Consider the following 18,462-nt stretch of genomic DNA (forward strand, 5'->3'; position numbering starts at 1 on the left):
TCCGTGCCGGCGTCTTCTCAGGCTGGCCAGCCCGTGCCCGCCGAGAGCGAAGACGGCGCCCTGGACCGCTATCACATCGCCATCCTCGTCGAGCTGCAGCGCGAGGCGCGCCTGTCCAATGCCGAGCTGGCGGCGCGCATCGGCCTGTCGGCCGCGCCGACCTGGCGCCGCGTGCGCTGGCTGGAGGAGCAGGGCTACATCACCGGCTATCGGGCCGAGATCGACCGCCGCAAGGTCGGCCTCGGTGTGCTGGCCTTCGTGAAGGTGGATGCGGACCGCAACAATGCGCAGGCCACCAAGGTGCTGGAAGAAGCGATACGCCGCCTGCCCGAAGTGATCTCCTGCCACTACATCTCTGGTGCCGGCACGTTCGAGTTGCAGGTGCTGGCCACCGACCTCGATGCCTTCAGCCGCTTCACGATCGACACACTCTTGAGCTTGCCCAATGTCAAGGATGTGCACACGAGCTTCTCTTTGGGCGAAGTGAAGGCCGGCGGCGGTGTGCCGCTCGCACACTTGCAATCGGCACGGGGCGGCTGATCGGGTAGGCTTGTGGCTCATGACACGTGTCGCCACGACTGCCGGCTGGACGGACCGCCTCGCGGACCTGCTGTTCACTACCGAGCCGGTGCAGCGCATACGCCTGCGCCAGGCCAGCCTGGCCATCGCCCTGATGGCGATCTGCGTCTGCATCATGCAGTACGCGGCCTGGGTCACGGGCGTGGACCAGGGGCCGCTGTGGTGGTGGACTGTCCTGTCCCTCGGCGGCCTCCTGACGGCCTACCTCCTGATCCGCTGCGGCTGGAGCAAGCGCCTGGCCGATCCCTCGCTGACCGTTGGGCAGATGGTGTTCGCGATTGCCAGTGGCGCCATCGGCTACTCAATGGCCGGGCCGGTGCGCGGCGCGACCTTTCCCATCCTCATGATCATCCTGGTGTTCGGGATGTTCCAGCTGCGCGCCAGCACGACCCTGCGCATCAGCCTCTATGCCCTCGGCCTGTTCGGCCTGACGATGGCGGCGATGTCGCAGTGCAAGCCCGCGGTCTACCCGCCAGCCGTCGAACTGGGCCACTTCCTGATGCTGGCCTGCACGCTGCCGGCGGTATCCATCCTGGCCGGGCGCCTGAGTCGCATCCGGCACCGGCTGGCGCAGCAGAAGACCGAGCTGGCCGAAGCGCTGGCGCAGATCCAGTCGATGGCCACGCGCGATGAACTGACCGGGCTCCTGAACCGCCGCCACATGCAGACGCTCCTGGACCAGGAGGTGCAGCGCTGCCAGCGCAGTGGCCAGAGCTTCTGCGTCGCGCTGCTGGACATCGACCACTTCAAGCGCATCAACGACCAGCATGGCCACGGCGCTGGCGACGCGGTGCTGCGCGGCTTTTCCGACGTTGCGCAGGCGGCGATCCGCGCCTCCGACGTGCTGGCGCGCTGGGGCGGCGAGGAGTTCGTGCTGCTGATGGCCGATGCGCGCATGCCGCCGGCCGTGGCTGGCGTTGAGCGCGTGCGCGAGCATGTGGAGGCGCTTCGTGTGCCGATGGGCGAACGCATGCTGCAAACCAGTGTTTCGGCCGGTCTCACCCAGCACCGCCCCGGTGAAAGCCTGGAGCAGACGCTGGAGCGGGCCGACCGACTGCTCTACCAGGCCAAGAATGAAGGCCGCAATCGCGTGCTTTTCGGCTGAGTCTGCAGCGGCGCCCGCGCCTATGCTGAAGCTCTCATGATCAGGCGTCATCTTCTCGTACACCTGCTTCCCGCGCTGCTCCCAGCGGTGGTCCTCGTGCCGCTGCTGGCGCGGGCCGCCGAGCCGCCACAGCTGATGTTGCAGATCGAGCTGCGCTGGGTCGAGTCCAGCATCAGCGGCGCGGCTCTGGCCGGCAACAAGCAGGGTGCCGTGGTGGTGGGCACTGGCGGCTCGGTCTCGCCCAAGGGCGGCAAGATGGTCTCCACCCGGCCCGACGATGCCGGCGTCGGCGCTGTGCAAAGGCTGATGGTGCTCAATGGCCGCTCGGCCAGCGCCTTGATGAATGAGCGCAAGCGTGTCGAATGGATCGATTGGGGCGTCGAGATGCGCCGGGGCCAGATGCAGCCGCAGGCGCAGTCGCGTTCGGTCTGGGTTGAACGGCAGACCGGTGTGCAGCTCAAGGTGAACTGGCCCGGTGGCGCCAAGCCGGCCCTGCTGGAGCTGCGCAGCTTGCAGCCGCGCGACGAGGCCGGCAGCGAGGAACTGATCAGCAGCCTGCTGGTACCGTTGCAGCAATGGGTGGTGATAGCCCGTGACGGCGTCGGCCCGCAGGCCTCACCGCCTGGCGTCTACAGCAGCCGCGACGCCGAGCCGCAACTCAGCCGCGAGCTCCAGGTGCGCATCAGCCCGGCGCCGCAGTAGTTTGAAATTGGTATCTGATTGGTAGTAAATTGGTGTTAGTCTTCGCGTCGCTTGCGACACGGAGTCCTCATGCGCCTGCCTGCTACCGCGGTACTGTCTTTCTGCTGTTCCCTTTCCCTTGGCCTGAGCGGTCCGCTGCTTGCTGCGCCGCCGGCTTTCGGCGGCAAACCTCTTGCGTTCAAGACGCAGCCCGATTCGCCCGTCGTCGGCGCCTATGTGCCCGGCTGGGAGGACATCAGCCTGCTGGACCGGATCCAGCCCGGCAGCCTGAGCCATGTGCTCTATGCCTTTCTGCGCATCTGTGGCCCGGGCCAGTTGGCCAAGGACGAAAAGCTCTGTGCTGGCCGGCCCGCGTTCTCGCTGAGCGATGGCGAGACCGAGCGGCGCTTTGACGCCGGTTTCCTGAAGCTCAAGCAGCGCCTGCCCGAGCTGCAGGTGCTGGCCTCGGTTGGTGGCTGGGGCGGCTCGGACGGCTTCTTCCATCTTGCTGGCGACGCCGCCAGGCGCCAGGCCTTCGCCACGGACGTGGTGCGCTTCCTGCGCGAGCATCCGGGCTTCGATGGTGTGGACATCGACTGGGAGCACCCGGGCGACAACGGCAAGGTCAATGGCGTGCAGCTCGGCAGCAAGAGTGACGGCCAGGGCTATGCCGACCTGATGGACGATCTGCGCGCCGCCGTCGAGCTGCTGGGCCGCGAGACCGGCCGCCGCTACCTGGTGACCACCGCCGTCAATCCGACCAGCGCCATCGTTGAGCGCATCAACTTCCAGCAGGCCGCCAAGGCGCTGGATCTGGTCTTCATGATGAGCTACGACTACTACGGTGCCTGGTCGCCCGATGCTGGTCATCACACGGCCTTGAGGAGCCAGCGGCCGGGCGATGAAAGCCTGGAGCGCTCGGTGCAGAACCTTGAACGTGCCGGCGTGCCGCGCAAGAAGCTGGTGGCCGGCGTGGCCATGTACGGCCGTGGCTTTGCCGGTGTCAGCAAGCCGGTGAACGGCGCCGCGCGCAGCGGGCCGTATCCGGCTGAAGGCGATGTCGGTGCCGTCACCTACCGTGCCTTGCGTGCAGACCGCATCGATGATCGCGGCCAGCCCGCCAAGGGCTGGCAATTGCGCCACGATCCGGGCACCGGCTCCTGGAGCCTGTACGAGCCCGGGCAGCAAATCTGGATCGGCTTCGATGACCCGCGCGGCGTGCTGGACAAGGGCCGCCATGCGCGCCGCGCCGGCCTCGCTGGCCTGTTCGCATGGGAGCTGTCGCAGGACTACCGTGGCGAGCTGCTCAATGCCATGAATCTCGGCCTGGGCAAGCGCCCCCGCTAGCTGCATGGGGTCAGGCCGTGCCTGCCGCGCCACGTTGATCGGGCCGATGCCGGCATTGCCTTGACCTCCGCCTCCGAAAGGAGGTAAATCGGCGCGTCGTGCGCCGTGCATGTGCGCATGCTGCTGCTGCCGCCTCCGCAAGGAGCATGGGAAGGAGCCCGCCGTGCTGTACAAGCCCTACCGCATCCTCAGTCTGGACGGCGGGGGCACGTTTTGCCTGGCACAGGCGCGGGCACTGCAGGAGCTGTTCGGCCCCGACATGCCGGGGCGCCAGCTGCTCTCGCAGTTTCAGCTGGCGGCCGGCACCTCGGGCGGGTCCTTCGTGATCGCTGCGCTGGTGGCCGACCTGACACCCGGCCAGATCGTCCGACTGTTCCAGAGCGAGCAGAACCGGCAGCGTTTTTTTTGCAAGCTGCCCTGGTACGAGCGCCTGCTGTCGGTGCTCACGATGGGCGACATCGGCTGCCGCTTCAGCATGGAGAGCAAGCGCGACTTCATGGCCTCGGTGGTGGGCACGAACGGGCCCAGGAAGATGTCGGAGCTGGCCGATGAGCGCGGCATGCCCGAGCTGCTGATCGTCGGCTACGACTACCAGTTCGACCGCGCCAAGCTGCTGCGCAGCCGCAGCGACAGCGGGGCCGCCAACTTTCCGCGCAACGACGGGCATATCAGCCTGCTCGATGCGATCAATCTCTCCACGCATGCGCCGCTGAACTGGTTCGGCGGCCTGGCCAGCGCCGCAGGCAGCAACTCACCGGGCTTCTGGGACGGCGCGCTGACCGGCTTCAACAACCCGGTGCAACTCGCGGCCAGCGAGGCGATTGCCAATGGCGTGCCCCGCGATGCCATCGGCGTGCTCTCGCTCGGCTCCGGCAACTGCATGCTGCTGCCTTGGGACGCCGATTGCGACCCGTCCTTCAAGGTCAAGGCCCCCAGACCCTGCCTGCGCAAGGACCTGCGCAAGGTGGCGCGCGCCATCATTGCCGAGCCGCCGGATGCCGACAGCTACCTGGCCCATCTGTCCCTCAGCGCGCAGGTGCCGCGGCAGGCGGGTCAGGTTTGCGAATCGCCGATCATCCGTTGCAGCCCCCTGATCCATCCGCGCCGTGAGGGCCAGCATTGGGCGCCGCCCAAGGGCTTTGCCTCGCCCGAGGAGTTCGGCCGTCTGGTGGACATGGACATCGCCGCCACCGCCGATGAGGACGTGCGCCTGATCGAGCTGCTCTGCGACAACTGGATCTCCGGCGCCAGCCAGAACCAGGCGGTGCGCCGTGCGGGCGGCTACTTCTCGCTCGATGCCAACGGCCGCTGGAACGAGCAACGCTGCTGCGAGATCGGCTACGCACGCTTTGCCGATGCCAAGGCGGCCTGGGCGAGCATGAGCCGCGAGCCCGCGGTGACGACACAAGGCCGCGAATGCGCAAGCTCAGAGTCCTGATCGTCAACTGCTACTCCGACAACAACCGCGGTGCGCGAGGCAATCCGCTCTTCGTGCCGCAGTCCATTGCACCGCTGGCGCTGGCCGGCGCCTTTGCCCGGGAGTGCTGCGAGCTGCAGGTGCATTGCGAGTTCCGCCAGGGGCCGCTGGACGAGCTCAAGCGCCTGGCCTGGGCGCAGCTGCTTGTGCTCACCGGCCTCAACAGCGCACTCGACCGCATGAAGCAGCTCTGCGCCTATGCCAAAAGCTTGAACCCGGGCGTGGTCGTGGTGGCTGGCGGGCCGCTGGCGCGCGTGCTGCCCCAGCTCTGCGCGCGCTACTTCGACATCGTGCTGAGTGGCGACGTCGAGTCGCTGGCCGAAATGGTGGCCGGCATGTATGGGCCCGAGATGCGCGCGGCCGCGGTGACGCCGCGCCTGGACCTCGGCCCCCGCTGGCATCCGGTCGGCTATGCCGAGGCCAGCCGCAACTGCAACTTCGCCTGCAGCTTCTGCTCGATGACGGCCGAGGGCCGGCCCTACCAGTCGCTGGCCCTGGCCCAGGTGAGGGCGCAACTGGAGCAGCTGCAGGGCAAGCAATGCGTGATGTTCCTGGACCAGAACTTCTTCGGTGGCGCGAGGTGCGACGTGGAGGCGCGCATGGAGCTGCTGCGGGAGTTTGTCGATGCTGGCCACATCAAGGGCTGGGCAGCGCTCGTGACCTCGGACTTCTTTGCCAAGGACGATTGGCTGCAGCGGGCGCGGCGCAGCGGCTGCATCGGCTTCTTCAGTGGCGTCGAGTCAATGGATGACGCGCAGTTGAGGCATTATCAAAAGAAGCAGAACCTGCAATTGCCCGGCGCGCAGCGGATCGAGCGTTGCCTGTCCGCCGGCATGACCTTTCATTACGGCCTGATCTTCGACCCCCGCGAGCGGCGGGTGGCGGCGATGCGGTCCGAGGTCGAGGCCATCGCGTCCAATCCGGCCTTGACGCTGCCGAGCTTCATCAGCCTGGCGATTCCGCTGCTGGGCACGCCGATGTTCAGGCGCCTGGTGGCCGAGCATGCGCTGCTGCCCCACCTCAAGCTGCGCGACATGGATGGCCGCTCGCTGCTGACTGAAAGCCTCGACCCGGTAGACGAGGTCTGCCAGCTGCTGGCGGAGATGGACTTCTGCATGATTGACACCACCCGCGCGCGCCGCCATGCCTGGGGCCTGTGGCGTCGCTATCGCGGCACGCTGCCGGCACGGGCGCTGCTGTCGGCGCTGAGCCCCGACCTGGCCTGCCTGCTGCCGCGCTTCTCGACCGCATCGCGCGAGGCGCACCTGGGCGCCGGGGCCGCCCGGCGCACCCACTACGGGCCGAGCGAGCCGCTGGGCACGCTGTACCAGCCGCGCATCCCGCTGGAGGCACGCTACCAGGCCTTCTTTGAACCCACCCGAGTCACAGATGCTCAGGGAGAGCTGCATGCCGACATGCAGGCTGACCTGGGCTCGTCCGTCAGCACCGAGATGCCGGTGCAAATCCTGATCGAGCGGCAGCGCTTGCCTGCGATGATCCGAGGGTAGGCCAGCACAGCCAACAGGATCGCGATGACCAGCAGTACCCGGCATCGAATCGACCTTTCCTCCCGGACCGGGCCGGCCTGGCTGTGGCTGCTCATGCTCCTGGGCTGCCTGCTGTGCGGTGGCTCGGCGGCTGCCGAGTTGAAAAAGCTTTCGTCCTGGCCGGATGAAGCGGGGCGTGAGCAACGGCTGAACGAGGCGCTCTTGCAGTCGCTATCGGCCGCGGCCTGGTGCCCAGGATCGGCCCCTGCACAGCTGCTGTCCGGCCGCACGGCGCAGCTCTTCCGGCTCGAAGGTCCGGTGGCCGCCGACACCCTGGTGGTCGACGAAGACCCCATCGTCGAGCTGTTCGGCCTGGCCTATCGCGAGTCCAGTGGCTGTGCCCGCTTGCGCATGGGCGGGCGCACGCAGGCCAACCCGGCCGGCAGCCTCCTGAGCCCCTGGCCCCATCACGGTCTGGACGCCCGCGCGGCCGATTCGCCCATGCTCCTGATCATCCAGGATGCCAAGGCAGTGCGCTCCTGGATCGAGCTGGTGCCGCGCGAGGAGCTGCAGCGCAAGACCGGCCAGCACTGGATGGTGCTGGCCTGCTTCATGGGCATGCTGCTCTTGATCCCGTTCCTGAGCCTGCAGCTGGGCGTGCTCGGCGAGGCGAGGCTGTCGCTCGCCTATGCGTTCTATGTGGCGACGCTCGTGTTCTGGTCGGTTCAGAACTTCGGCCTGGCGCAGCAGTGGTGGGCCTTCTGGCCGGCACCGCGATGGTTTCCCGAGCTGCATGGCCTGTCGGTCAGCCTGCTCACGCTGGGCATCGGCCTGGCCACGCTGGAGTCCCTGCAATTGCGCGGGCGCGAGCGCCTCGCGCTGGCCGCGCCGGTGGCCGTGGTGGCCTTGATGTTTGGCGTGGCGTACAAGTTCGAAGGCCTGTACCGCAGCGCGGCCATGGCCCTGGTGCTGCTGGCCGGCGTGGTGATCGCGCTGCTCGTGCGCCGGCTGCGGGCGCGTCAGCTTGTGGACCCCTGGTTCCTTGCGGGCCTGGGCGCCAACATGCTGGGCGGTGCCATCCAGTCGCTGACCATCGTGCTGCCCGACACCGCCTTGCGCGGCTTCGGCGGCCATGCCTTCGCCATCGGCAACCTGGTGCATGCACTGGCCTGGGTCACGGCCGTGCAGCGCCGCCATGTGCGAGACCGCGAAGCGCAGCGGGTTCAGCTTGAATACGACGCCAATCACGACACGGTCACCGGCCTGCCCAACCGCAAGTGGCTGGACGCCTGCCTGACGCGCAGCATCGAACAGATCCGCAGCATGCCGGCATTGAGCCACGGCGGCCTCTTCGTCGATCTGGACCGTTTCAAGATCCTCAACGACACCCTGGGCCACTCCAAGGGCGACGAGCTCCTGTGCCTGCTGTCCAAGCGCCTGGCCGATCTCTTTGGCGAGCATGGCTCGATCACCCGCTTTGGCGGCGACGAGTATTTTGTCGTCGTGCACCAGCCCTGCGGTGAGATCGAGCTGGCGCTGCTGGGAAGCGATGTCTTGCGCCGCCTGCAGGAGCCGATCCAGCTGGACGGCCGCACGCTGCGGGTCTCGGCCAGCATCGGCATGGTCGTGATCGGCGAGCAGTACAACAGCGCCGAGGAGGTGATCAAGGACGCCGATCTGGCCCTGCACCTGGCCAAGACGCGCGGCCGCGCGCGCTTCGAGATCTTCGAGCCGCCCATGCGTCAGGCGGCCGAAAACCGTTTCCGCATCGAGTCGGACATGCGCCAGGCCATCGAGCGCGGCGAGTTCAAGCCCTTCTTCCAGCCCATCGTGCGGCTGGACGGCCAGACTCATGCCGGCTTCGAGGCACTGGTGCGCTGGGAGCATGCGCAACGGGGCTTCATCGGCCCCGGCGAGTTCATCCCGGTGGCCGAGGAGAACGGCCTGATCAACGAGATCGGCCTGCAGGTCATGGAGGGCACCATGCGCCAGGTCGCGGCCTGGCGCCGCGCCGGCCAGTGGCAGGAGGGCTGGTATGTCAGCGTCAATGTCTCGGGCGTGCAATTGCGCGATGCCGGCCTGGTCGAGCGCTTCACCGACCTGCGCTCGCAGCTGGGGTTGCTGGTTGGCGACATCCGTATCGAAGTGACCGAGAGCTCGGTGATCGCCAACCAGGACGTGGCCTTCGGCCTGCTGCCGCGGCTCAAGGAGCAGGGCTTCCTGCTTTGCATGGACGACTTCGGCACCGGCTATTCGTCGCTCAGCTATCTGAGCGAGCTGCCGTTTGACGTCTTGAAGATCGACCGTTCCTTCATCACCGACCTGTGCCGGCGCCAGGAGCTCGGCGCGCTGGTCAACACGGTGATTTCGCTCGCTGACAGCATGGGCATGATCGTCGTGGCCGAGGGTGTTGAAGAGCCGGCGCAGTGCGAGGCACTGCACAAGCTGCACTGTGGCTACGGCCAGGGCTATATGTTCTCGCGGCCGATGAATGCTGCGAACGCGACGGCCTGGCTGGAGGCCGCGGCGCGGCCCAAGCAGTCGGCGGCGGCCTGAGCCCGGCATCTGGTGCTGGCGTTGCATTCAACCAACCACCAGCAGGCTGAGGGTGCCGGGGTGGCGTGATTTGCGCGAAATCAAGCCTTGCTGCGGCTTCGACGGCCTATAAAGCCTCATGGCCCGACAGAAGCCTGCCGGGGAATTGGAGTGCTTCCACCAGGAGTTTCGGATGCGAGCTTTCAGATCTTCTTCGGCCGTGTTGGCCCTGGCGCTTGGCGCGCTGGCGGCGCCGGCCGCTTGCGCCCAGGATCTCAGCCTCAGCGGCTTCGGCACGCTGGCGCTCGGGCGCAGTTCCGGCAGTTGCGAGAGCAACGCGGCCATGGCCAGCGCCTATACGGGCTACTGCACGCGAGCCATCGCCGACTGGGGGCATGGCGGCGTGTACACCCCTTCGACCAGTGCGAAGCCGGAAAGCCGGCTGGGCCTGCAGGGTCAGGCCAAATTCGATGCCAACTTCTCCGCCACGGTGCAGCTGACGGCCAGGTCGCTGGACGAGCAGCACCTGAACCTCGAATGGGCCTATCTCACGGCGCGCCTCAGCCCCGACTGGACGCTTCAACTGGGCCGCAAGCGCTTGCCGCTGTACTACTACTCCGATTTCCAGGACATCGGCTTTGCCTACAACACGGTGCGCCCGAGCCCCGATGTCTACGGCTGGGACGTGGTGAACTACAACGGCGCCAGCCTCGCCTGGAGCCGTGACGTCGGCGAGTGGACGCTGCGGGCCGAGGCCTTGGCGGGCAGCGAGAACAGCAAGAAGAACCCCTATTCGCGCCTGGTTGTCGACGACCCCATGGACGTCAAATGGAGCGGCATCGCCGGCCTGGTGCTGGAGTTCAGCCGCGACTGGTTCAGTGGCCGCCTGAGCTACACCCGCTCGCAGTTTCAGCAGACCGACCACAACACCGGCGTCGTGCTGGCCACGCTGTCAGGCAAGACGCGCGTGAACCAGAGCTTCCTGGGTGCGGCTTTCAACGCCGATATCGGCGCCTGGACGCTGCGCAGCGAAGTCGGCCGCAGCGACCGTGCCGAGCTCGGCTACAAGGCGAGCTTCTACCTTCTGACGGCGGGCTACCGGATCGGCGCGTACACGCTGACCGCAGGCACCAGCCAGTACCGCGAGACCACCCCTTACCCGGCCGACTACGTGCCCGTCGTTGACCGCGGCAGCCTGCTGGCATTGCGCTATGAGCTGCACAAGGGCGGGGCACTCAAGCTGCAATACGACCGCATCAGTGATCGCGGCAGCAGCCCGTTTGCCGGCAGCGCACGGCTGCTGAGCGCCAGCTATGACTTTGTCTTCTGAACCGGAGCCCATCATGACCACGCCAATCCGTGCCGCCAGCCTGACCCTGCTGCTGATGCTGCCCCTGCTTGCCGCTGCGCAGGTAGCGGTGATCGTCAACCCGAAAAGTGCCCTGACTTCGTTGACGGCTGACCAGGCCGCCGCCATCTTCATGGGGCGCACCAATGTGCTGCCCAGTGGTGCCGCAGCCCAGGCTGCAGACCTGCCGGAGGCCAGCACCAGCCGCGAGCAGTTCTACAGCAAGGCCGCCGGCAAGAGCTCGGCCCAGGTCAAGGCGGCCTGGTCGCGCCTGACCTTCTCTGGCAAGGCCACGCCACCCAAGGAGCTGACCAGCGCCGCCGATGTCAAGAAGCATGTGGCCGCCAATCCTGATGCGATTGGCTACATCGAGAAATCCGCCGTCGACGCCACGGTCAAGGTGGTGCTGGTGCTGGACTGACGAGGGCGTTCAGCCCCAGGCGCTGAACGGCCGCTACGGCAGCAGGAGCTGCAGCTCGCGCAGCGCGGCATTGCCGCTGGCGTCCTGCACCCGCACCTGCAAAAGGTACTTGCCCGCAGGCAGCGAGCCGGGGTCCCAGTGGCCCGGCGTGGCGCGGCCGCTGCGCAGTTCATTCGCCAGCTGGTAGCGGAACTGCGTGGCCCGGGCGCCATGCACCGTGATGCCGCTGCTGGGCGCATACGCCAGCTTCACGCCCAGCTCGTCGTCTACCGGCAGGACCTCGAAGTTGAGCGTTTCGCGCCAGCCGTTCTCGAAGCCTGTCGCCGGGCTGCCGTCGTCCTTCAGGAGCTGCCAGGCGAGCGTGCGCACGCCCAGGCGGCGGCGCTCCAGGTTGTCGTTCACCTGGTCCCAGGCATCGACCACGATCTGCAGGGGCGCCCTTGGCACGACCAGAACGCCCGCCCTGTCGCGCCTGGCCAGGCGCTTGCCGGCGGCATCGAACAGCTCGATGGAATCGATGCGCGGCTGCACCTCGTCGACAAAGCCCTTGAAGCCCAGGGCCAGCGGGTCGCGCAGGAAACCCGGTGCACCCAGGGCCAGGTGCACATGGGCCATGGGATTGATCGAGCCGATCACCTCGCCGGCGTTGTAGCGGGTGCCACGCGCCACGCGCACCCGCTCGACCTTGCCGGCCGCATTGCGCAGCATCTGCATGCGCCGCGGGTCCACCGGCTTGCCGGCCTTGTCGCGGCCGATCTTCACGTGGATGTACATCAGGGGCCCGATGGCCAGGCCTTCACCCAGCCGCCCAAAGCCGTAGGCGGCTGCCGGGCTCAGAACCTTGCCGTCGGCAATCGTCACCACGGCTTCACCCACGTCGCCGCGGATGTCGAGGCCCGCATGCATGTGATGGCGGCTGTCGAGCTTGCCCTGCTTGTCGCGGCCGCCGCGCACCTCGCCGAGCATGCCCACCACCTCATGCCAGCTGTTCTGCGGACGCAAGGGCCAGCGACCCTCACTGGCGAGCGGCGGCTGTTCGAGCGCGGGGCCCAAGGCACCGGAGGTGCCTTCACCCGCCAGCACCTCGTGGATGCGAAAGGCCGGTGCATCGGCCACCAGCACGCGGCCGCGTGCGTCCACGGCAATGCCGCTGGCTCGTGCGAAGCGCAGCGCGCCACCGGTCAATGCATGGACCTGCTTGCTCGCCGTGATCTGCAGGAGCTGCCCCTTGCTCAGCAGGCCCACCAGCATCACGCCGTCATGCGAGAAGGCCAGGCTCAGCGGCCTGCGCAGAAGTGCTTCCTCATCGTCCTCACGGCTGTGCAGCCAGGTCTGCACTTCGCCGGTCCGGGGGTCGACGCTGCGAATCGCATCGTTGCGGGTGTCGGCCACCCAGAGCCGACCCTGCGCATCGAGCGCGAGGGCCGAGGGCGTGTCGAACAAGGCCTTGTCGCCCGGGCCATCGGCGTCGCCGGGCCGGCTGCCGCCGGCCAGCGTCGTCACCATGCCATCGGGCGAGATCATGCGGATGCGGTCGTTGTGCGTGTCGGCGACAAAGACCCGGCCCTGGCCGTCCACCGCCACGGCCAGCGGCGCATTGAAGCGCGCCTGCGCACCGGCGCCATCGCGCCAGCCCGGCGTGCCGTCGCCGGCCAGTGTCGTCACCTGGCCTTGCGGACTGACCTTGCGGATGGCGTGATTGCCCGTGTCGGCCACATAGAGATTGCCTGTCGCATCGAGCGCCAGGCCCGAGGGCGTGTTGAAGCGGGCTTGCGCGCCCGTTTCGTCAGTAAAGCCTTCCACGCCGCCGGCGAGCGTGCGCAGCTGGCCGTTGCGCTCCAGCACGCGGATGCGGTTGTTGTCACCACCATCGGCGATGAAGAGGCGGCCGTCGGGCGCAGCCACCAGGCCGTAGGGGTCGGAGAAGCGCGCCTGCGCGGTCGGGCCTTCCTGCGAGCCCGCCACGCCGTCTCCCGCGAGTACCGCGATGTGCGCCGGGCCGCCGATCAGGGTGGGTGCGGGCGGGGCCGGCGTGGCTGGCGCCGGGGCGGCCGCGCTGGCCGCAATTGAGGCCGCGGGCGTTGGCGCTGAAGGATGGTCGGGTGGCACCAGCAGCCAGGCCAGGCCGCCCGCGCCAGCCACCAGGCTCAGGAGAGCCAGCTGGCGGCGCATGGGGTCAGGGGAGCTTGCGTCATGGGTCGGGCATCGTAACCGCGCCCCTCGCACAGAGCAGCCGTCGCTTGGGCAACAATCCGGGGGCCCAACGGAGGAACCGACCTTGCCAGCTCTCAAGTCCCGCCTTCTGCTCATCCCCTTGCTGCTGGCCGCTGCGCTGGCGCCGCTGCAGGCCGCCACGCCCAAGGATTCCCTGATCCTGGCGATGGCCTTCGACGACATCATCTCGATGGACCCGGCCGAGGCCTTCGAGATTGCCGCCGGCGAGATCATCGGCAACACCTACGAACGCCTGGTCGAGTTCGATGTGGCTGACCCCACGAAGCTCAGTGGCGAGCTGGCCAAGGGCTGGACCGTCTCGGCCGACGGCAAGACCTTCACTTTCGAGCTCTTGCCGGGCCTGCGCTTCTCCTCCGGCAATGCCCTGACGGCTGAAGAGGTGGTCTGGTCTCTGCAGCGCGCGGTGCTGCTGGACAAGACGCCGGCCTTCATCCTCACGCAGCTGGGCCTGTCGAAAACCAATGTGGCCGAGAAGGTGCGCCAGACCGGCCCGCTGACCTTGACCATCGAGACCGACAAGTCCTATGCGCCCAGCTTTGTGCTGAACTGCCTGACGGCCAATGTGGCCTCGGTGCTGGACAAGAAGCTGCTGCTCGCCAAGGCGCAAGGCACGGACTTGGGCAGTGCCTGGCTGAAGCTCAACCATGCCGGCTCCGGCCCCTACAAGCTGCGCGAGTGGCGGGCCAACGAGCTGGTGGTGCTGGAGCGCAACGATCAGTTCCACGGCAAGAAGCCGCCGCTGCAACGCGCGATCTATCGCCATGTGAAGGAAGCCGCCACTCAGCGCCTGCTGCTGGAGAAGGGCGATATCGACATTGCCCGCAACCTCGCGCCGCAGGACATCGACGCGATGAAGGGCCGGCCCGATGTGCAGCTCACCTCCACGACCAAGGGCACGGTCTATTACCTGAGCCTGAACCAGAAGAACCCGAATCTGGCCAAGCCCGAGGTGCGCGAAGCCTTGAAGTGGCTGGTGGACTACGACGCCCTCGGCGCCACCCTGATCAAGAACATCGGCGTCCCGCACCAGAATCTTCTGCCTTCCGGCATGTTCGGCGCGAGCAGCGACAAGCCCTACAAGTACGACCCGGCAAAGGCGCAGGCCCTGCTGGCCAAGGCCGGGCTGCCGCAAGGCTTCAAGGTGACGATGGACACGCGCACGGTGCAGCCGGTGCAAGGCATTGCCGAAGCGGTGCAGGCCTCGGCCAAGCGCGGCGGCGTGCAGATCGAGATCATTCCCGGCGACGGCAAGCAGACGCTGACCAAGTACCGCGCCCGCAAGCACGACATCTATATCGGCGAATGGGGTTCCGACTACTGGGACCCGCACAGCAATGCCGATGCCTTTACCCGCAACGTCGACAACAGCGATGAGGCCAAGCTGAAGCCGCTGACCTGGCGCAATGCCTGGATCTCGCCCGAGCTGACGAAGAAGACCGATGCCGCGCTGCTGGAGCGTGACCCGGCCAAGCGCGCAAAGATGTACCAGGAGATCCAGGCCGACTTCCGCAAGCACAGCCCCTTCGTCATGCTCTTCCAGCAGACGCAGGTGGCAGCGGTGCGCAAGGGCGTCGAGGGCTTCCGCCTCGGCCCCACGTCGGACACGACCTACCTCTTCACGGTGAGCAAGAAGCCTTGAAGACGAAGTTCCTGCGCGCCGCGGCGGGCCTCTTGTCGACGCTGGCGCTGACCTATCTGGGCTTGCTGGCCGTCACCTTCTTCATCGGCCGCGTCGTGCCGGTGGACCCGGCGCTGGCCATCGCGGGCGACCGGGCAAGTGAGGAGCAGCTGCAAAGAGTGCGCGTCGAGCTGGGCCTGGACCGTCCGCTCCTGGAGCAGTTCGGCCTCTACCTGAAAAAGGTGGCGCAGGGCGACCTGGGCCAATCCATCCTGAGCAACAACCCGGTGGCCGAGGACATCGCCCGCGTCTTCCCGGCCACGCTGGAGCTGGCCACGGTGGGCATCACCATCGGCGTGCTCTTCGGTGTGCCGCTGGGCGTGTGGGCGGCGGTGAAGCGTGGGCGCATGGCCGATCAACTGCTGCGGCTGATCGGGCTGTTCGGCTACTCGATGCCGATCTTCTGGCTGGGCCTGATGGGCCTGCTGCTGTTCTACGCCAAGCTTGGCTGGGTCAGCGGGCCAGGGCGCATCGACATCGCGTTTGAATACAACGTGCCTGTCGTGACGGGCCTGATTCTTGTCGATGCCGCCATGGCCGGCGAATGGGAGGCCTTTCGCAGTGCGCTCTCGCACCTGGCCTTGCCAGGCGCCTTGCTGGGCTACTACTCGCTGGCCTACATCAGCCGCATGACGCGCAGCTTCATGCTCAAGGAGCTGGGCCAGGAATACGTGGTGGCGGCGCGGGCCAAGGGGCTCTCCGAGATGCGCATCATCTGGCGCCATGCCTTGCGCAATGCCGCCGTTCCTTTGCTCACCGTGATTGCGCTGAGCTTTGCCGGCCTGCTCGAAGGCTCGGTGCTGACCGAGACCGTGTTTGCCTGGCCGGGCCTGGGCCAGTACATCACCAACTCCCTGCAGAACGCCGACATGAACGCGGTGCTCGGCGGCACGCTGGTGGTGGGCACGATCTTCATCGCCTTGAACCTCGTGTCCGATCTGCTTTACCGATTGCTGGATCCGCGTACTCGATGACTGCATCGTCACTTCACCAATGGCTGACGAGCGAGCGGCCAGAGTCTCGCCGCCAGGCCGCGCTCGGGCGGCTCTATTCAGGCTGGCGCAGCTTTGCGCGCAACCGCCTGGCACTTCTCGGACTGATCCTCGTGCTCGGGCTGATGGGGATGGCCGCACTGGCGCCCTGGATCGCGCCCGCGGCGCCGGATGTGGGCGACCTGATGAACAGCCGCCTTCTGCCGCCCTCCGGCGCGCACTGGATGGGCACGGACGAGCAGGGCCGCGACATCTTCTCGCGCATCGTCTGGGGCTCGCGCATCACGCTCTTTGTCGTCACCGTCGTGGCCATCCTGGCCGCGCCCATCGGCCTGCTGGTCGGCACGCTGGCGGGCTATTTCGGTGGCTGGGTCGATGCGGTGCTGATGCGCATCACCGACATCTTCCTGGCCTTTCCCAAGCTGATCCTCGCGCTGGCCTTTGTGGCCGCGTTGGGCCCCGGCATCGAGAACGCGGTGCTGGCAATCGCGATCACGGCCTGGCCGGCCTATGCACGCATTGCCCGCGCCGAGACCCTGAGCCTGCGCGGCGCCGACTTCATTGCCGCCGTGCAATTGCAGGGCGCCTCACGCTGGCGCATCGTCCTGCGCCACATCATGCCGCTGTGCCTGCCATCGCTGATCGTGCGGGTGACGCTGGACATGGCCGGCATCATCCTGACCGCTGCCGGCCTGGGCTTCCTCGGCCTCGGCGCGCAGCCGCCCAGCCCGGAATGGGGCGCCATGATTGCCGGCGGCCGCGCCTTCGTGCTGGACCAGTGGTGGGTGGCCGCCGGGCCGGGGATCGCCATCTTCATCGTCAGCCTGGCTTTCAATCTGCTGGGGGACGGGCTGCGGGATGCGCTCGACCCAAAGGAGGCCGAGTGACAAAGCCTCTTCTTGAAGTCGAAGACCTGCGCGTCAGCTATCCGGCCCGCGATGGCGGCCGTATCGAGGCGGTGCGTGGCGTGTCTTTCACGCTCGGCCGCGAGCGCCTGGGTATCGTCGGCGAATCGGGCTCGGGCAAGTCGCAGACCGGCCGGGCCATCCTCGGCCTGTCGGCACCGGGCGCGCGTGTCGAGGCCAAGGCCTTGCGCTTTGATGGCATCGACCTGCTCAGCAGTTCTGCAGCCGAGCGGCGCGCGCTGCGCGGCCAGCGCATGGCCCTGGTGATGCAGGACCCGAAGTACTCACTGAACCCGGTCATGAAGATCGGCGCGCAGATCGTCGAGGCCTTGCGGGCGCATCGCAAGCTGGGCAGCGGCGATGCGCGCGAGCGCATGTTGAAGGCCTTGAGCGAAGTCGGCATCGAAGCGCCCGAGCGCGTGGCCGGCCTCTATCCGCACGAGGTGTCGGGCGGCATGGGCCAGCGCGTGATGATCGCGATGATGACCATCGCCGAGCCCGAAGTGCTGATCGCGGATGAACCCACATCGGCGCTCGACGTCAGCGTGCAGCTGCAGGTGCTGGCGGTCCTGGATCGCCTGGTGCGCGAGCGCAACCCTGTGCCCCCAGGGCACCGCGATGCGGTGCCCGCCCCCCGAGGGAGTGGAGAGAGCTTGGGGCGGCCCGGCGCTTCCTCCATGGGCCTGGTCTTCATCTCCCACGACCTGCGCCTGGTTGCAAGCTTCTGTGACCGCGTGCTGGTGATGTACGCCGGCCGGGTGGTTGAAGAGATTGAGGCCACGCGGCTGCACGAGGCGAAGCATGCCTACACCCGCGGCCTGCTCGATTGCCTGCCTCGGCTTGATGCGCCGCGTCATCCCTTGCCGACCTTGCAGCGCGAGGAGGCGTGGAAGTCATGACGGCGAATCAGGTAAATCGGGCTCTCGGCCTCGAGGTCAAGCATCTGCAAGTGCGCTTCGGCGAGTTCACGGCCCTGCACGACATGAGCTTCACGGTCGCGCCGGGCGAAAGCCTGGGCCTGGTCGGCGAATCCGGTTCGGGCAAGTCCACGGTCCTGCGTGCCATCTGCGGCCTGGTTCAGCGCAGCGCGGGCGAGGTGCAGTTGCTGGGTGAGTGCGAGCTGCCCAAGCCCGGCAGCAAGGAATTTCGCCGTCGGGTGCAGATGGTGTTCCAGGACCCCTACGGTTCCCTGCATCCGCGCCAGACCGTGGACCGCATGCTGGCCGAGCCCTTGGCCATCCATGGCATCGGTGATGCGGAGTCGCGCATCGAAGCGGCGCTGGAGGCGGTGGGTCTGGGTAAGGGCTATCGTTTCCGTTACGCGCATCAGTTGTCGGGCGGTCAGCGCCAGCGTGTCGCCATTGCGCGAGCCTTGATTCTCGAGCCGCAATTGCTGCTGCTCGATGAGCCGACCTCGGCACTCGATGCCTCGGTGCAGGCCGAGGTGCTGAATCTGCTGGAAGCGCTGCGCCGCGAGCGCGGCCTGAGCTTCCTGATGGTCAGCCACGACCTGGGCGTGGTGACGCACTTGTGCGAGCGCGTGATGTTGATGCAGCGGGGGCGCGAGGTCGAGACGCTGGAGGCTGCGGCGCTGGCGCAAGGCCGTGTGAGCCAGGACTACACGCGGGAGCTCATGGTGGCGGCCCAGGGCTTTGTCAGGCGCGCGGCCTGA

15 protein-coding genes are annotated in these 18,462 nt (G+C 67.5%); 14 read left to right on the forward strand and 1 reads right to left on the reverse strand.

The annotated features are described in order from the left end of the window. The first annotated feature begins 33 nt into the window (after nucleotides 1–33). From ABT392_RS21945 to ABT392_RS21985, 9 genes are all read left to right on the forward strand, one after another. Nucleotides 34–540 carry an Lrp/AsnC family transcriptional regulator gene (locus ABT392_RS21945; RefSeq protein ID WP_395384522.1) on the forward strand — a complete coding sequence of 169 codons (507 nt, stop codon included), beginning with the start codon at nucleotides 34–36 and terminating at the stop codon, nucleotides 538–540. A gap of 19 nt (nucleotides 541–559) precedes the next feature. Further along, nucleotides 560–1,684, forward strand: coding sequence for a diguanylate cyclase (locus ABT392_RS21950; RefSeq protein WP_395384521.1), 1,125 nt, complete (start codon nucleotides 560–562; stop codon nucleotides 1,682–1,684). Between the two features lie 36 nt (nucleotides 1,685–1,720). After that, nucleotides 1,721–2,386, forward strand: a complete 666-nt coding sequence (locus tag ABT392_RS21955; protein WP_334277500.1) for a hypothetical protein — start codon at nucleotides 1,721–1,723, stop codon at nucleotides 2,384–2,386. Between the two features lie 69 nt (nucleotides 2,387–2,455). Beyond that, nucleotides 2,456–3,712, forward strand: a complete 1,257-nt coding sequence (locus tag ABT392_RS21960) for a glycoside hydrolase family 18 protein (protein ID WP_395384520.1) — start codon at nucleotides 2,456–2,458, stop codon at nucleotides 3,710–3,712. 163 nt (nucleotides 3,713–3,875) lie between these two features. Further along, complete coding sequence (locus ABT392_RS21965) at nucleotides 3,876–5,150, forward strand: patatin-like phospholipase family protein (protein WP_464970865.1); 1,275 nt, start codon at nucleotides 3,876–3,878, stop codon at nucleotides 5,148–5,150. Next, nucleotides 5,129–6,697, forward strand: coding sequence for a B12-binding domain-containing radical SAM protein (locus tag ABT392_RS21970; protein ID WP_395384519.1), 1,569 nt, complete (start codon nucleotides 5,129–5,131; stop codon nucleotides 6,695–6,697). The genes ABT392_RS21965 and ABT392_RS21970 overlap by 22 nt, the downstream gene beginning before the upstream one ends. Before the next feature lie 24 nt (nucleotides 6,698–6,721). After that, nucleotides 6,722–9,232 (forward strand): putative bifunctional diguanylate cyclase/phosphodiesterase, encoded by a 2,511-nt coding sequence (locus tag ABT392_RS21975; RefSeq protein WP_395384518.1) that lies wholly within the window; start codon nucleotides 6,722–6,724, stop codon nucleotides 9,230–9,232. A gap of 172 nt (nucleotides 9,233–9,404) precedes the next feature. Further along, the gene (locus ABT392_RS21980) at nucleotides 9,405–10,541 is read left to right on the forward strand and encodes a porin (RefSeq protein ID WP_395384517.1); all 1,137 of its coding nucleotides are present in this window, start codon (nucleotides 9,405–9,407) and stop codon (nucleotides 10,539–10,541) included. A 13-nt stretch (nucleotides 10,542–10,554) separates the two neighbouring features. After that, entirely contained in the window at nucleotides 10,555–10,980 is a 426-nt protein-coding gene (locus ABT392_RS21985; RefSeq protein WP_334277493.1) for a type 2 periplasmic-binding domain-containing protein, read from the forward strand. Between the two features lie 33 nt (nucleotides 10,981–11,013). Here ABT392_RS21985 and ABT392_RS21990 read toward each other — a convergent pair whose 3' ends face one another. After that, complete coding sequence (locus ABT392_RS21990; protein WP_395384516.1) at nucleotides 11,014–13,152, reverse strand: gluconolaconase; 2,139 nt, start codon at nucleotides 13,150–13,152, stop codon at nucleotides 11,014–11,016. 106 nt (nucleotides 13,153–13,258) lie between these two features. Here ABT392_RS21990 and ABT392_RS21995 point away from each other — a divergent pair, with 106 nt between their 5' ends. The 5 genes from ABT392_RS21995 to ABT392_RS22015 are packed head-to-tail and all read left to right on the forward strand — an operon-like array spanning nucleotide 13,259 to nucleotide 18,462. Beyond that, complete coding sequence (locus ABT392_RS21995; protein WP_395384515.1) at nucleotides 13,259–14,854, forward strand: ABC transporter substrate-binding protein; 1,596 nt, start codon at nucleotides 13,259–13,261, stop codon at nucleotides 14,852–14,854. After that, complete coding sequence (locus tag ABT392_RS22000) at nucleotides 14,851–15,867, forward strand: ABC transporter permease (protein ID WP_334277490.1); 1,017 nt, start codon at nucleotides 14,851–14,853, stop codon at nucleotides 15,865–15,867. The genes ABT392_RS21995 and ABT392_RS22000 overlap by 4 nt, the downstream gene beginning before the upstream one ends. Next, entirely contained in the window at nucleotides 15,864–16,772 is a 909-nt protein-coding gene (locus ABT392_RS22005) for an ABC transporter permease (protein WP_334277489.1), read from the forward strand. The genes ABT392_RS22000 and ABT392_RS22005 overlap by 4 nt, the downstream gene beginning before the upstream one ends. After that, nucleotides 16,769–17,689, forward strand: a complete 921-nt coding sequence (locus ABT392_RS22010; protein WP_464970866.1) for an ABC transporter ATP-binding protein — start codon at nucleotides 16,769–16,771, stop codon at nucleotides 17,687–17,689. Before ABT392_RS22005 ends, ABT392_RS22010 begins: the two co-directional genes overlap by 4 nt. Then, nucleotides 17,686–18,462 (forward strand): ABC transporter ATP-binding protein, encoded by a 777-nt coding sequence (locus ABT392_RS22015; RefSeq protein ID WP_395384512.1) that lies wholly within the window; start codon nucleotides 17,686–17,688, stop codon nucleotides 18,460–18,462. The genes ABT392_RS22010 and ABT392_RS22015 overlap by 4 nt, the downstream gene beginning before the upstream one ends.

This window comes from Paucibacter sp. JuS9, assembly GCF_044043925.2.
In the GTDB taxonomy this organism is placed as follows: domain Bacteria; phylum Pseudomonadota; class Gammaproteobacteria; order Burkholderiales; family Burkholderiaceae_C; genus JAUASW01.

Bases quoted from the DNA above. Each gene is read 5' to 3' on its own strand.
- ABT392_RS21950 (WP_395384521.1), top strand. From the start codon at position 560: ATGACACGTGTCGCCACGACTGCCGGCTGGACGGACCGCCTCGCGGAC.
- ABT392_RS21955 (WP_334277500.1), top strand. From the start codon at position 1,721: ATGATCAGGCGTCATCTTCTCGTACACCTGCTTCCCGCGCTGCTCCCA.
- ABT392_RS21960 (WP_395384520.1), top strand. From the start codon at position 2,456: ATGCGCCTGCCTGCTACCGCGGTACTGTCTTTCTGCTGTTCCCTTTCC.
- ABT392_RS21970 (WP_395384519.1), top strand. From the start codon at position 5,129: ATGCGCAAGCTCAGAGTCCTGATCGTCAACTGCTACTCCGACAACAAC.
- ABT392_RS21975 (WP_395384518.1), top strand. From the start codon at position 6,722: ATGACCAGCAGTACCCGGCATCGAATCGACCTTTCCTCCCGGACCGGG.
- ABT392_RS21980 (WP_395384517.1), top strand. From the start codon at position 9,405: ATGCGAGCTTTCAGATCTTCTTCGGCCGTGTTGGCCCTGGCGCTTGGC.
- ABT392_RS21985 (WP_334277493.1), top strand. From the start codon at position 10,555: ATGACCACGCCAATCCGTGCCGCCAGCCTGACCCTGCTGCTGATGCTG.
- ABT392_RS21990 (WP_395384516.1), bottom strand. From the start codon at position 13,152: ATGCGCCGCCAGCTGGCTCTCCTGAGCCTGGTGGCTGGCGCGGGCGGC.
- ABT392_RS22005 (WP_334277489.1), top strand. From the start codon at position 15,864: ATGACTGCATCGTCACTTCACCAATGGCTGACGAGCGAGCGGCCAGAG.
- ABT392_RS22015 (WP_395384512.1), top strand. From the start codon at position 17,686: ATGACGGCGAATCAGGTAAATCGGGCTCTCGGCCTCGAGGTCAAGCAT.